This is a genomic window from Tepidiforma thermophila (genome assembly GCF_002563855.1).
Taxonomy (GTDB): domain Bacteria; phylum Chloroflexota; class Dehalococcoidia; order Tepidiformales; family Tepidiformaceae; genus Tepidiforma; species Tepidiforma thermophila.
In genome coordinates, this window is sequence record NZ_PDJQ01000001.1 from 1,551,780 (window position 1) to 1,563,983 (window position 12,204).

A 12,204-nucleotide genomic window follows, 5' to 3' on the forward strand; every position below is an offset into this window, starting at 1 on the left:
TCTCCCTCCTGCCCAAAGGCCCGCCCTCAGGCGAGGATCTTGGTGACGACGCCGGCGCCGACGGTGCGGCCGCCCTCGCGGATAGCGAAGCGGAGGCCGTCTTCGATGGCGACGGGCTGGATGAGTTCGACGGTCATGGTGATGTTGTCGCCGGGCATGACCATCTCGACGCCCTCGGGCAGGTGGATGGTGCCGGTGACGTCGGTGGTGCGGACGTAGAACTGCGGCCGGTAGCCGTTGAAGAACGGGGTGTGGCGCCCGCCCTCTTCCTTGGAAAGGACGTACACCTGGGCCTCGAACTTCGTGTGCGGCTTGATGCTCCCTGGCTTGCAGAGCACCTGCCCGCGCTCCACTTCATCCCGCTCGATGCCGCGCAGGAGGCAGCCGACGTTATCGCCCGCCTGGCCCTCGTCCAGCATCTTCTTGAACATCTCGACGCCCGTGACGGTCGTCTTCTTCGTCTCCCGCAGGCCGACGATCTCCACTTCGTCGCCGACCTTCACCACCCCGCGCTCGATCCGGCCGGTCACCACCGTGCCGCGCCCCTTGATGCCGAAGACGTCCTCGATCGGCATCAAAAACGGCTTGTCGAGCGGCCGCACCGGCGTCGGGATGTAGTTGTCGACCGCATCCATCAGCTCCCAGATGCACTTGTACTCGGGCGCGTTCGGGTCGGTCGAGGTCGACTCCAGCGCCTTCAGCGCCGAGCCGCGGATGATCGGCACTTCATCGCCCGGGAAGCCCTGCGAGGTCAGCAGCTCCCGCAGCTCCAGCTCGACCAGCTCGAGGAGCTCCGGGTCCTCCATCATGTCCACCTTGTTCAGGAAGACGACCAGCGCCGGCACTTCCACCTGCCGCGCCAGGAGGATGTGCTCCCGCGTCTGCGGCATCGGCCCCTCGGGCGCCGCCACCACCAGGATCGCCCCGTCCATCTGGGCCGCGCCCGTGATCATGTTCTTGATGTAGTCCGCATGGCCCGGGCAGTCGACGTGCGCGTAGTGGCGCTTGTCCGTCTCGTACTCCACGTGCGCAATCGCAATCGTGATCCCGCGCGCACGCTCCTCCGGCGCATTGTCAATCGAATCGAACGGCCGGAACTCCGCCTCCCCCTTCAGGGAGAGCACCTTCGTAATCGCCGCCGTCAACGTCGTCTTCCCGTGGTCAACGTGCCCGATCGTCCCAACGTTGACGTGCGGTTTCGTCCTCTCAAATTTCGCCTTCGCCATGGGTTCCTTCTGCCCTCCGGGCCTGGTTTGGAACGGCGGCGGCGCCGCCGGGAGTCCACACTGGAGCCCTCATCCGGGTTCGAACCGGAGACCTCGTTCTTACCAAGAACGCGCTCTGCCTGCTGAGCTATGAGGGCCAGATACCCGGCGGTTGCGCCGCCGGTCGCAGATTGCTGATTGGTGGAGAGAGTAGGATTCGAACCTACGAAGCGCGAAGCGCGGCAGATTTACAGTCTGCTGCCATTAACCACTCGGCCATCTCTCCATGGCATCCCCGGCCGCTTGCGCTGCCGGGCCGTTTGTGTTGGAGCCCGAGAGGGGATTCGAACCCCTAACCGTCCGATTACAAATCGGATGCGCTGCCGTTGCGCCACCCGGGCGAGACCTCCCGGGAACCCCAGCGGATTCCAACACAAAAACGATCCGCCGCGGCGGATCAAGCTCTAAGTATGAAGCTGCCGCTGTACTTTGGCAAGCCTCCTGTCGCCTCCCGCGCGGCCTTGCAACTAGAGTATACCCGGTGTACAAACTCGATGCTGACAGCTCCTCTCGCAGGGTGCTCGTTGTTGTCGCTCCTCCCCGCAATCCGGTTCTTTCACCACCGCTGGTCCGTCCCAACCGTCGCGCGCCTCTACCGCGATGGCCCCCAGCGGGTTGCCCAGCTCCAGCAAGCCTTCAACGCCGCCCGCGACACCCTCGCCGAAACCCTCCGCCGACTCGAAGAAGCCGGCGTCATCCAGCGCGAACCGGCCCCACGCAGTGCCCGCTGCTCCCTCACGCCCGCCGGAGTGGCCGTCGGCGCGGCCTGCGTTGAGGCCGTCGAAGCCGTCCTCGCCATGGACCTCGTCGACCTTGCCCTCAGGAAATGGCCGATGCTCGTCCTCGTCGCCGTCGGCCGCGGGGCCACCCGGTTCAACCAGCTCCGCGCCGAACTCCCCGGCATCACGCCCCGGGCGCTCACCCTCGCGCTCAAGGATCTACAGGCAGCCGGGCTTGTCCAGCGCACCGTCGAACACACCTACCCCCCTTCGACGCTCTACGACCTCACACCTCGCGGCCAGCAGCTCTTCTCCGTAATGGACCGGCTCTGCCGCGCTGCTGAGGCTGCCGCACCGTAGCATCGGTACCGTCGTGGCTGGTACATTCCTCCGCCCATGAAGCGGCCGCTCCTGCTCACTGTTGCCGCCTGGGCGATTGGGGCCGTGGCCCTCCGCATCACCCTCCTTGCCCCGCAACACTGCCCTGCAGTCACGCCCTCCGAAGCGTTCGACGCAGCCCGCCTCGCCGCCGCATGGATCGAGGCGAACCAGTACCCCGATGGCTCCTACGTGTACGAGTACTCCATCGAACGCGACATCGACCTTCCCGGCTACAACGTTGTCCGCCACGCCGGCGTCACCATGGCCCTCTACCAGCTCGCCGCCGCAGGCGACCCGTCGGTGCTGCCCACCGCCGATCGTGGCCTCGACTGGATGTCCCGGAACCTCTATCGCCACGCCGACTGGGCAGCGCTCCGGGACCCCGGCAACGGCAGTGTGCGCCTCGGTGCCACCGCGCTCATGCTTGCCAGCCTCCTCCAGCGGCGAATCGCCACTGAAGACCCGCGCTACGACGGCCTCATGCGCGAGCTCGCCCGTGGAATGCTCGTCCTCCAGCTCCCCGACGGCGCCTTCCTGAATCGCTGGGACCCCGTCGCGCTCCAGCCGGTGCCGGGCGAGCGCTCAAAATACGCGACCGGGGAAGCGTTCTGGGCGCTGACCCTCATGCACCGCATCTTCCCCGGCGAAGGATGGGATGCCCCTGCCCGCCGAACTGCCCGCTACCTCGCCGACGATCGCGACCGCGTCGAAAATCTCCAATACCCCCCGTGGGCAGACCAGTGGGCCGCCTATGGCTTCGGCGAAATGGCTTCCTGGGGACTCACCGAATCCGACGTTCGCTACCTCGAAGCCCTTGCCGCCCGGTTCGGCCTGCTGGTGCGCACAGAATCCGCCCGGCGGGATACCGTACTCTCCCGACTCTTCCGCGGGCGCCAGGCCCGCGCTGCCGGCATGGGCACCTGGGGCGAAGGCCTTGCCGGCCTCCGCCAGGCCGCCGACGCCGACCCGCGCCTCGCCCATCTCCGTCCCGCCATCGACGAACGCCTCGCCTGCGTTGCCGGGATGCTCCGCGACCGCCAGGTCTCCGGCACTCGAGCTGCGGCAGCGCCCTCCCCCGTCCGCGCGACGGGCGCCTGGTTCACCGAAGGCGTCACCCGCATGGACGACCAGCAGCACGCGCTCTCGGCCCTGCTTCTCGCCTCGCTCATCCTCTCCGGCAAGGACCCGCCATGACCCCCTTTCTCGCTGTCATCGCCATCATTGCCGCCGTCAACCCCTTTGCCGCGGCGGCCCGCCTCGACGGAAAACGACCCCCGCCCCGGCACATCATCACCGCCGGCACCCTCTCCCTCGCGATTTACGCCCTTGCTGCTGCATTCGCAGGGGACATCCTCGAGGCGCTTTCGGTCGAACCGGAGTCCTTCCTTGTTGCCGCCGCCGTGATCATCGCCGCCTCGGGCGCGGCGACCCTCGCCCTCGGGCCGCTCCGCCTCCACTACGACCCGGCTTCGCGCTACGCCGACCTCGTCCCCCTTGCGGTGCCGGTGCTCCTCGGCCCGGCCGGGCTCAGCGCCGTCATCGTCGTTGCTTCGCGCGAGAGTGCGGGCTTGGCGATCGTCGGGTCGCTCGCTGCCGTCGTCCTTTGCCTTGGTCTTGCCGTCGCCCGCTTCGGAGCCGCAGCGCCACTGGCCGATGGGCTCCCACGCCTCCTTGCCGGCCTCGCGGTGGTCGTCGCGGCCGGCTTTGCAGTCGACGGCATTCGCGCCATTTGAGACCGCTGCTGCCCCGGCAACTCCCCCACAGGTCCGGTTTCGCTGCAAGGTGCTCCCCTCGGTACACTCGGAGGCACACCACGTCACCCCACCACCGGAGCACGACCGATGGCAGGCCATTCGAAGTGGGCGCAAATTAAGCGCCAGAAGGGCGCCAACGACCAGAAGCGAGGCGCCCTCTTCACCAAGCTCACCCGCGAAATCATGCAGGCGGCCAAGCAGGGCGGCCCCGACCCGGCCGGCAACTTCAAGCTCCGCCTCGCTATCCAGCGCGCCCGCGCCGCCAACATGCCCAACGACAACATTGAACGCGCCATCGCGAAGGCCACCGGCGGCGCCAGCGAAGACCAGCTCGAAGAGATCACCTACGAGGGCTACGGACCCGGCGGCATCGCGATCCTCATCTCCGCCCTGACGGACAACCGCAACCGGACTGTCTCCGAAGTTCGCCACCAGTTCAGCCGCGCAGGCGGGAGCCTCGGCGAAACCGGTTCCGTAGCCTGGCAATTCGAACCCCGGGGCATCATCACCATCCCGCTCGAAGGCCGCGACCCCGATGAAGTCGCACTCCAGGCAATCGACGCCGGCGCCGAAGATGTCGACGTCCAGGGCGACGTCATCGAAGTCCGCACCGACCCTGCCTCCCTCGAATCCGTCCGGAAGCAGCTCGAGGCTGCCGGCTTCCAGGTCGAAAACGCCGACTTCGCCATGGTCCCGAAGACGACCATCGAACTCGACGAGAAAACGGCCCACCAGGCGCTCCGCCTCATCGAAGCCCTCGAGGACCTTGAGGACGTCCAGCGCGTCTACTCCAACGCCGAGTTCAGTGACGAAGCCGTCGCCTCTTACGCCGGCTGAGCGCGGTCTCGCTCAGCCCGCAACCCGCATGAGGATGACCGCTGCGTAGAGCGTTGCAAACAGTGCGAGCGCGTTGACGATGCCTGCCATCGGGGTGATGCCTTCCTGCATGAAGTAAACGCGGCTCCACGCGTTGAGGTTCCAATCCTCACGAAAAGATCAGAGGCCGCCCCTATCGGAGCTCTGGAGCACGGGCATCACCTGCCCCGCTGCGCCCTCTCCCGTCCCGGGATCGGCTGGAGCTTCGCCGCACAGTCGAACACCCGCCCGAAGTGAAACACGAACGCCTCTGCCACCTCGTCGAGCGCAACCTGGCGGCCGACCTCTGCCGCCATCGTCGTGACCTCGACGTCAGCCATCCCGCAGGGGTTGATCAGCTCGAAGTGCTCCAAATCGGTGTCAACGTTCAGGGCAATGCCGTGCATGGTCACCCAACCGCGCACATGTAGCCCGACCGACGCGATCTTCCGGCCCTCCACCCAGACCCCCCGGCCGCGGACCGATCGCTCGCCGCGGAGGCCCCAGTCCGCCAGCACGCCGATCACCGTCTCCTCGAGCCCGCTGACGTACTCCGTCACGCCAATGCCCCAGCCCTTCAGCGCGATGATGCCGTATGCCACCAGCTGGCCCGGTCCGTGGTAGGTGATGTCACCGCCCCGCTCGGTGGGGACGATCTCGATGCCGTACTGTCGGACCACGTCTTCCGCGACCCGCAGATTCGGGACCGGATGGCTTCGCCCGAGGGTAAAGACCGGCCGATGCTCTGTGAGCAGCAGCGTGTCCACCCCGGAGCCGGCCCGGCGGGCAGCCTGCAGCCGCTGCTGCAACCGGTGCACTTCCCCGTAGCTCGTCGTGCCCAGGTGATACACCGCCACCGCACGTCCTGCTGCCTCTGCAGTCTCCACGGTTCTCCTACCCCCAGAGCCGGAACGGGTTTTCCACCAACGAGCGTACCCGAGCAAGGACACGTCCAGCGTCCCCTTCCCCGAACAGCATGCTGTCGTAGCGCATCGTGATCGTGCCCTGGCCGTCCGGGCCCGCCCCAGCCCGAATGCCAGCCGCAGGCCCGAAAGCCGGGGCTCCAGCCGCTCCACCCCGAGCGGCATCAGCGAAACGACCACCCATTCCGCCCGCTCAAAGGAGCCCCCGCCGTCGGCCCGCGCCTGCACCATCGCCCGAAATTCCGAATCGAGCGGGTGTTCGATCGCGTACGAACGGTCCGTCTCGGGCTCGACGACCACGACCCCGGCCGGGCCCGCCTCCAGCCCCGCCTCGGCAAGCGCGCGGGCAATCGCGCGGACGGCCAGGTCCTCGACCGTCGGCTTCGGCCCGAACGGCTGCCACTCGTCGCCGAGTGCCGCCACAGCCTCCTTCGCACGCGTCCACGAAACACACACATGCGCGCTCAGGACCTCCGCGCTTGCCGCTGCAGTTTCGGCAATCTGTTCGAACCGGTCGGCCCGGTCCTCGACCGTGCCGGCTGCCCCGGGCCCGGACCCCGCCTCGGCGTCCGCGCGTGCGGCCTCGGCCTCTTCGTCCCAGAGCGGCAGCCCCGGGATGGCTCCCCCCGGTTCTGCAAGCGGGTCGATGCGGCCGGCCGCGGTCCTCGCTCCCCGTCCCGGGAAGGGGAGCACCACCGGCGCCTGCTCAGGCCCCTCTTTCGACTCGACTGCCGGTTCCGCGCTCGCAACCGCCCGATGGCCCGCACCCGGCCCGGGTTCCGGTTCCGGATCACCTGCCGGCCGGCTGCCGCCTGCCAGGGCGCCGACTTCGAAGGCGCGCAGCTCTTCCTCCGGTGGCAGCCCTTCCCCCCGGCCCACAATGACCCCGAGGATTGCGCCTTTCCGTTCGATGCTCCCCGCTGGCCGGCGGTGCCGAAGGACCCCCCCGCCTTCCGCTTCAATCTCAAACGCGATGAATTCACACTCCAGCCGGCAGACCGGCTCGCCGGGCGCAACCTCCGCGCCGTCCGGCCGATACCACTCCGCGACCAGCCCGCCGACCATCTCCCGTCCAAGGTCTGGAACAGCCACGAGCGCGACCACAGGGAACTCCCCGGGGGCTCACCTTCCGCATACTGCGGACCCCCTGTGTTCAGGATCGGCCCCTGGCCCATCGCCCCATACGTTAGCCGGCCGCAGTGCTCCTGCCGGTGTCGTGACGATGTCGTTGCCGTCCGGTTGCGCACCCTCTACCGGCCGGGGTCGCCAGCTCTGCCCTCATCTTCCCGTTCAGCCCGGCGCCCCAGCGTCCCGGGCCCGCCGGCGACCGCCACGCCGGCCAGCGCCACCACGCCGATGATGACCAGCCCCTCCCGTCCGGCCAGGACACCGGCGCCGACCGACACCGCGCCCAGCACCCCGAGCACCACCGGCCCCAGCCTTCCGAACCGTGGCCCCCTGATCACCCGCTAGCGGCTCCGCCGTCACCCGGGCTATCCGGCTGCAGCTCCGCGGCTGACTCGATCGTGCGGAAATCCTCATCCCTGAGCGGCTGCAGTTCGCCCCGCCGGTACGACTCATAGACCTTGAACAGCAACTCTTTGTGCGGGCGGACCCGCCCAATCGGGCATGCTTCCCACGCCTCGTAGTCTTCGTCGCAGTAGCCGAGCCGCCGCTCCCCGCACTTCGGCTGCAGCATCCGCCCCAGCACCGGCTCAACCTTCATCACCTCAGCCCGCATCAGGGCTGCAACCTTTCGAAACTCCCATTGCGCCCGCGTGCACAGCCGCAGGTCGCAGATGTGCAGCAGAGACTGCAGATTCACTGTCACCTTGAAGTTCGTGTTCGTCGCGTTTGGCAGCAAGAACCGCGCATCCTCGGCGGGCACCCCGGCGGCCACCATCCGCTCGTACAGGGCCCCCGCTTCCTCAAACAGCCGCTCCATTTCCCCGGCCAGCCCTGCCCTCTCGACCGTCTCCGGCACGGTGTAGGGGAACCGGCCGCCCTTGTAGGTCACATACCGCTGCGATTGCTGCTCGAAGCTGATGCCGACCCGGTGCCGGACAAACTGGTGAGAGAACGCCCGGCTCACGCCTGAGATGGCGAATTCGAACCACACCTGCTCGAGCGGCGAGGTGTGCCCGGTCTTCAGCCGCTCCTCCACAAACGCAAGCATCGTTTCCCGCGAGATCCGCTCGTCTCCGATGCGCGCGGCGACCTGCTGCGGCGTCAGCGACGAGTAGCACGTCCGGTACGCCATGTACAGCGACCGGATCGGGTCGGGGCTGTGCGAGAGGAGCGTGACGGCAATCGCCATGGCTGCACTCGCATCGTGCGGCACGCCGCGCCCCGGCGGAAGCGCTTATCGTCGGCTCCAACGATTTGTCGGACAAGGAACGACGAAAAGATATGATGTGCCGCAAGCCGGGGCCCGCCGAGAGGAACGTCAGATGGCGAAGTTCAGCTTCAGCCCCTTCGTCGGCCATGTGTCGAACACGCCGAGGCGCCCGGTCGAGCTGAGGGTCACGTACAGCGACGTCAGGTTCGGCGCGAAGCACGCATTCGTCGTGAGCAGGTCGGGGCACGGGAAATGCCGCACCGTTGACCCATCGGGCGAAAACATCGTCAGCCCGCCGTTCAGGATCGTCGCCACGATTACATTGCCCTCCGCGTCGACGCACATCGAGTCGCAGAAGGCGTAGCCGAACGGCGGCGCGCCCGGCACCGTCCCAATAACCCGGCCGTTCGCCACCTGCCCCGGCGCCTGCACGTCGTACGCCCACACCCGCCCCGTCGGCGTCTCGGCAACGTACAGCGTCTTTTCGTCGGGGCTCAGCCCAATGCCGTTCGGCCCTTCCATCGGGAAGATGATTTCCCGGATGAACTTCCCGTCCGGCGAGGCGTAGTACACCCCCGTCCGGTCCTTCTCGCGGGGCCGGTTCTTCCCAAGGTCGGTGAAGTAGAAGTTCCCCTCGCGGTCGAAGACCAGGTCGTTCGGCCCCTTCAGCGGGATGCCATTGCACTCGGTGTACAGGGTGCTCACCTCGCCGGCGAGCGTCACCCGCTGGATCGCCCCGCCCGTGTAGTCCGCGGGCTGCTCCCCGGGGAAGAGCCCCATCGAGCCGTCCGGCAGCGGCCGGCGGTGCCACTGGAAACCGCCGTTTTGCGTGACGTACAGCGCGCCGTCTGGGCCGAGTGCGGCGCCATTCGGCCCGCCGCCGGTCACCGCCAGCAGCTCAACGGTCCCGTCAGGCTTGACACGGCTGAGCCGCCCCGCCGCAATCTCCGTCACGATGACATCGCCGTTCGACAGCGCCACCGGCCCCTCGGGAAACTCCAGGCCGGTCGCAACAATCCGAGGCTCCACGCGTGAACCCTCCGTCAAGATGGGCGCATCCTACGCCGCCTTCGATGAACCCTTCCAGCCCGCACCTCCGCTCGAAGGCTGCCGCGCCTGCCGCCGCTGCCCCGGCGTCGTCCCGGGCTCGGCCGTCCTCGATCTCCCCGCCGGGCCGCGACCCGTCCTCTTCGTCGGCGAGGCCCCCGGGCGGCTCGGTGCGGCCCGCAGCGGGCGGCCCTTCGTCGGAGATGTGGCTGGCGCCCGCTTCGCTGCCCTCCTCGCAACATCCGGCCTCGACCCATCCAGTGTCGCAGTTACGAACGCGGTCCTTTGCCTCCCCCTGGATTCGCGCGGCCGCAACCGCCGCCCTTCAGGCGCCGAAGTCCGCGCCTGCGCATCCTGGCTGGCGGCAGCCGTCGACCACGTCCGCCCCGCGGTGATTGTCCCGCTCGGGACCACCGCCCTCGCCGCGCTCGAACAGCTCCGGCCCCACGGTGCGCGGCTCGGCGACGCTGCGGCCCGCCCCCGCGACTGGGGCGGCCTGGCGCTGTTCCCGCTGTATCACCCGGGCGCCCGTGCGGCCATCCATCGCCCCCTTGAGCGACAGCTCGACGACTGGCGTCGCCTTGGCGACTTTGTCCGCTCGCTTGCCGCTGCCGATATCGGAAATTTCCGTTGACAGCACCGACATCGGAAAATTACGATTGCACCATCCTTCCCTGGAGGCACTCAGTGTCCACACCCGGCCCCGACGAAATCCGCGAACAGGTCGCACGCGCCTACGCCACCCGCGTGCTGCCCGTCCTCCAGCGCGCCGAGACGGTCGAGGAGCTCCCGCTCGTCGATTCCGCCTCCTGCTGCTCCCCTGCTGCCCCCGCCGAGAATTCCTGCTGCGGCGAGGAAAGCCCCGCCCGGGATGACGCCGTCATCTCCCGCATCGCCGACCTCTACCGGGACGCGGATATCTCGGACCTGCCGGCGACGGTCACCGACGTTGCCTTCGGCTGCGGCAATCCGACCGCTATCGCCGCCCTCGAACCGGGCCAGGTCGTGCTCGACCTCGGGTCTGGCGGCGGCATCGACTGCTTCCTCGCGGCGAAGATGGTGGGCCCCACCGGCCGCGTTATCGGCGTTGACATGACGCCCGAGATGATTCGCCTCGCCCGCAAGAACGCCGAAAAGGTCGGCGCGTCCAACGTCGAATTCCGCCTCGGCGAAATCGAAAACCTCCCGGTCGCCGACGAGTCGGTCGATGTCATCATCTCCAACTGCGTCATCAACCTCTCGCCCGATAAACCCCGCGTCTTCCGCGAAGCCTTCCGCGTGCTGAAGCCCGGCGGCCGGCTACAGGTCTCCGACATCGTCTGGACCCGCCCCGTCCCGCAGGAGATCCGCTCAGATATGGAAAAGTGGGCCGGCTGCATCGCCGGGGCGCTGCTCGAAGCGGAGTACCTCGACCACATCCGGGCAGCCGGCTTCGTCGACGTCGCCTCCGTGGCCACCGAATACCCCGGCGGCAAGGGCATCGCTTCTGCGGCGGTTACCGCACGCAAGCCCGCAGCATCAGAGGACGGGTGCGGCTGCGGCGTCTGCTGACCTGCCGGCACGCGCCCGCGATGGCACGCGGCCGCTCCCCCACGGAGCGGCCGCGCTGTCTGTCCCGGAGCCCGGAGGGATACCTACCCCACCACCCCGCGGCTGCGGAGGTCGGCGATCTGCTCGGCCGTGAAACCGAGCCCGCCGAGGATTTCGTCCGTGTGCTGCCCGATGAGCGGCGCCGTCGAACGCGGCATCCCGGGCGTATCGCTCAGCTTCGGCGCAACCCCGATCTGTTTCACCTTCCCGATGGGCGAGTCCAGCTCGATCACCATCCCCCGGGCCAGGTTGTGCTCATTCGTCACCACGTTCTCCATCTCGAGCACCGGCGCCGCGCAGATGTCGTATTGCGACATAACCGCCATCCACTCGTCCGCCGTCTTCGTCGCAAAGATCCCGGCGAACCGCTCGATCATCTCCGGCCACTTCGCCTGGTCGAACTGGTGGGGCAACAGGTCCTCGGTCCCGAGCACGCGGCAAAGGTTCTCCCAGAAGTGCGGCTCGATGCTCCCGATCGAGAACCACCGCCCGTCGCTGCACCGGTACGTGTTGTAGAAAGGCGCCGCGCCGTTCAGGAGGTACTCGCCCGGCCGAATCGGCTGCCCGGTCGAGAAGTAATGGCTGAATGCGCTCGTCATCAGTGAGAGCACCCCGTCGCTCATGCCCACGTCGATGTACTGGCCGCGCCCGGTCTTCTCCCGCGCGATAATCGCCAGGCAGATGGCGAACGCGGCCGTCAGGCCGCCGCCTGCGAAGTCGGCCAGCAGGTTTACCGGGATCGCCGGGGGTTGCCCCGGCCGCCCCGTCACCCCCAGGGCGCCGCCGATCGCGATGTAGTTGATGTCGTGCCCGACCAGGTTCGCGTACGGCCCCGTCTGGCCGAACCCCGAAATCGAGCAGAAGATGATCCGTGGATTGATGGTTGACAGCTTGTCGTAATCGACCCCGAGCCGCTTCACCACCCCGGGCCGGAACCCCTCGATGACCACATCCGCGCCCTCGGCCATGCGGTAAAAAATTTTTCGCGCCTCCTCTTCCTTCAGGTTCAGTGCGATCGACTTCTTCCCGCGCCCGAGGGCATTGAACGCAGCAGCGCGCTCGGCAGCCTCACTCCGCCGAACTCCCGTCGTGCCGAGCTTGGCTGAAGCGCCGGGCACGGCCTCCACCAGCGTCACGTCCGCGCCAAAATCCGCCAGCAGCATCGAACAATGCGGGCCCGGCGCCAGCCGGGAAAGGTCCAGCACCTTGATGCCGTCGAGTGCCATCACCATGGGTCTTCTGTCTCCTGCAGGGGCGTAAGCTGTGCCGGTAGCATGCTGGCGCAAGCCCGCCCGCGCAACCGCTTGCAACCGCGCCCCGGTGCGGGTAGAC

The 12,204-nt window shown here is 68.1% G+C and carries 12 protein-coding genes and 3 tRNA genes; 6 read left to right on the forward strand and 9 right to left on the reverse strand.

Translation table 11 applies throughout. The annotated features are described in order from the left end of the window. Positions 1 to 26: 26 nt before the first annotated feature. From tuf to A9A59_RS07525, 4 genes are all read right to left on the reverse strand, one after another. A complete protein-coding gene (gene tuf / locus A9A59_RS07510; protein ID WP_098503692.1) occupies positions 27 to 1,226 on the reverse strand; it encodes an elongation factor Tu in 1,200 nt (399 codons plus the stop codon). Between the two features lie 61 nt (positions 1,227 to 1,287). Beyond that, positions 1,288 to 1,363: transfer RNA gene (locus A9A59_RS07515), tRNA-Thr, on the reverse strand. Between the two features lie 41 nt (positions 1,364 to 1,404). Next, positions 1,405 to 1,491: transfer RNA gene (locus A9A59_RS07520), tRNA-Tyr, on the reverse strand. Positions 1,492 to 1,531: 40 nt separating this feature from the next. Beyond that, positions 1,532 to 1,606 (reverse strand) — tRNA-Thr (locus A9A59_RS07525). 186 nt (positions 1,607 to 1,792) lie between these two features. Here A9A59_RS07525 and A9A59_RS07530 point away from each other — a divergent pair. The 4 genes from A9A59_RS07530 (at position 1,793) to A9A59_RS07545 (ending at position 4,956) form a co-directional block, all read left to right on the forward strand. Further along, positions 1,793 to 2,344 (forward strand): winged helix-turn-helix transcriptional regulator, encoded by a 552-nt coding sequence (locus A9A59_RS07530; protein ID WP_165772573.1) that lies wholly within the window; start codon positions 1,793 to 1,795, stop codon positions 2,342 to 2,344. 36 nt (positions 2,345 to 2,380) lie between these two features. After that, the gene (locus tag A9A59_RS07535; RefSeq protein WP_098503694.1) at positions 2,381 to 3,559 is read left to right on the forward strand and encodes a hypothetical protein; all 1,179 of its coding nucleotides are present in this window, start codon (positions 2,381 to 2,383) and stop codon (positions 3,557 to 3,559) included. Continuing rightward, positions 3,556 to 4,098, forward strand: a complete 543-nt coding sequence (locus A9A59_RS07540) for a sulfite exporter TauE/SafE family protein (RefSeq protein ID WP_098503695.1) — start codon at positions 3,556 to 3,558, stop codon at positions 4,096 to 4,098. Before A9A59_RS07535 ends, A9A59_RS07540 begins: the two co-directional genes overlap by 4 nt. A 108-nt stretch (positions 4,099 to 4,206) precedes the next feature. Then, the gene (locus A9A59_RS07545) at positions 4,207 to 4,956 is read left to right on the forward strand and encodes a YebC/PmpR family DNA-binding transcriptional regulator (RefSeq protein WP_098503696.1); all 750 of its coding nucleotides are present in this window, start codon (positions 4,207 to 4,209) and stop codon (positions 4,954 to 4,956) included. 197 nt (positions 4,957 to 5,153) lie between these two features. Here A9A59_RS07545 and lipB read toward each other — a convergent pair whose 3' ends face one another. The 4 genes from lipB to A9A59_RS07565 form a co-directional block, all read right to left on the reverse strand. Next, entirely contained in the window at positions 5,154 to 7,001 is a 1,848-nt protein-coding gene (gene lipB / locus A9A59_RS07550) for a lipoyl(octanoyl) transferase LipB (protein ID WP_133117547.1), read from the reverse strand. 146 nt (positions 7,002 to 7,147) lie between these two features. Beyond that, the gene (locus A9A59_RS07555; protein WP_133117548.1) at positions 7,148 to 7,363 is read right to left on the reverse strand and encodes a hypothetical protein; all 216 of its coding nucleotides are present in this window, start codon (positions 7,361 to 7,363) and stop codon (positions 7,148 to 7,150) included. Then, a complete protein-coding gene (gene thyX / locus A9A59_RS07560; protein WP_098503699.1) occupies positions 7,360 to 8,214 on the reverse strand; it encodes an FAD-dependent thymidylate synthase in 855 nt (284 codons plus the stop codon). The genes A9A59_RS07555 and thyX overlap by 4 nt, the downstream gene beginning before the upstream one ends. Before the next feature lie 129 nt (positions 8,215 to 8,343). Next, positions 8,344 to 9,264, reverse strand: coding sequence for an SMP-30/gluconolactonase/LRE family protein (locus A9A59_RS07565; RefSeq protein WP_098503700.1), 921 nt, complete (start codon positions 9,262 to 9,264; stop codon positions 8,344 to 8,346). 19 nt (positions 9,265 to 9,283) lie between these two features. Here A9A59_RS07565 and A9A59_RS07570 point away from each other — a divergent pair, with 19 nt between their 5' ends. Further along, a complete protein-coding gene (locus A9A59_RS07570; protein WP_165772574.1) occupies positions 9,284 to 9,916 on the forward strand; it encodes a uracil-DNA glycosylase in 633 nt (210 codons plus the stop codon). Between the two features lie 53 nt (positions 9,917 to 9,969). Further along, positions 9,970 to 10,833 (forward strand): arsenite methyltransferase, encoded by an 864-nt coding sequence (gene arsM, locus A9A59_RS07575; protein WP_278286832.1) that lies wholly within the window; start codon positions 9,970 to 9,972, stop codon positions 10,831 to 10,833. An 83-nt stretch (positions 10,834 to 10,916) separates the two neighbouring features. Here arsM and A9A59_RS07580 read toward each other — a convergent pair whose 3' ends face one another. Then, positions 10,917 to 12,104, reverse strand: coding sequence for a CaiB/BaiF CoA transferase family protein (locus tag A9A59_RS07580; protein ID WP_098503701.1), 1,188 nt, complete (start codon positions 12,102 to 12,104; stop codon positions 10,917 to 10,919). Between the last annotated feature and the right edge of the window lie 100 nt (positions 12,105 to 12,204).

Coding starts and splice junctions, on each gene's coding strand:
- tuf (WP_098503692.1), bottom strand. CDS start 1,226: ATGGCGAAGGCGAAATTTGAGAGGACGAAACCGCACGTCAACGTTGGG.
- A9A59_RS07535 (WP_098503694.1), top strand. CDS start 2,381: ATGAAGCGGCCGCTCCTGCTCACTGTTGCCGCCTGGGCGATTGGGGCC.
- A9A59_RS07540 (WP_098503695.1), top strand. CDS start 3,556: ATGACCCCCTTTCTCGCTGTCATCGCCATCATTGCCGCCGTCAACCCC.
- A9A59_RS07545 (WP_098503696.1), top strand. CDS start 4,207: ATGGCAGGCCATTCGAAGTGGGCGCAAATTAAGCGCCAGAAGGGCGCC.
- thyX (WP_098503699.1), bottom strand. CDS start 8,214: ATGGCGATTGCCGTCACGCTCCTCTCGCACAGCCCCGACCCGATCCGG.
- A9A59_RS07570 (WP_165772574.1), top strand. CDS start 9,284: ATGGGCGCATCCTACGCCGCCTTCGATGAACCCTTCCAGCCCGCACCT.
- A9A59_RS07580 (WP_098503701.1), bottom strand. CDS start 12,104: ATGGTGATGGCACTCGACGGCATCAAGGTGCTGGACCTTTCCCGGCTG.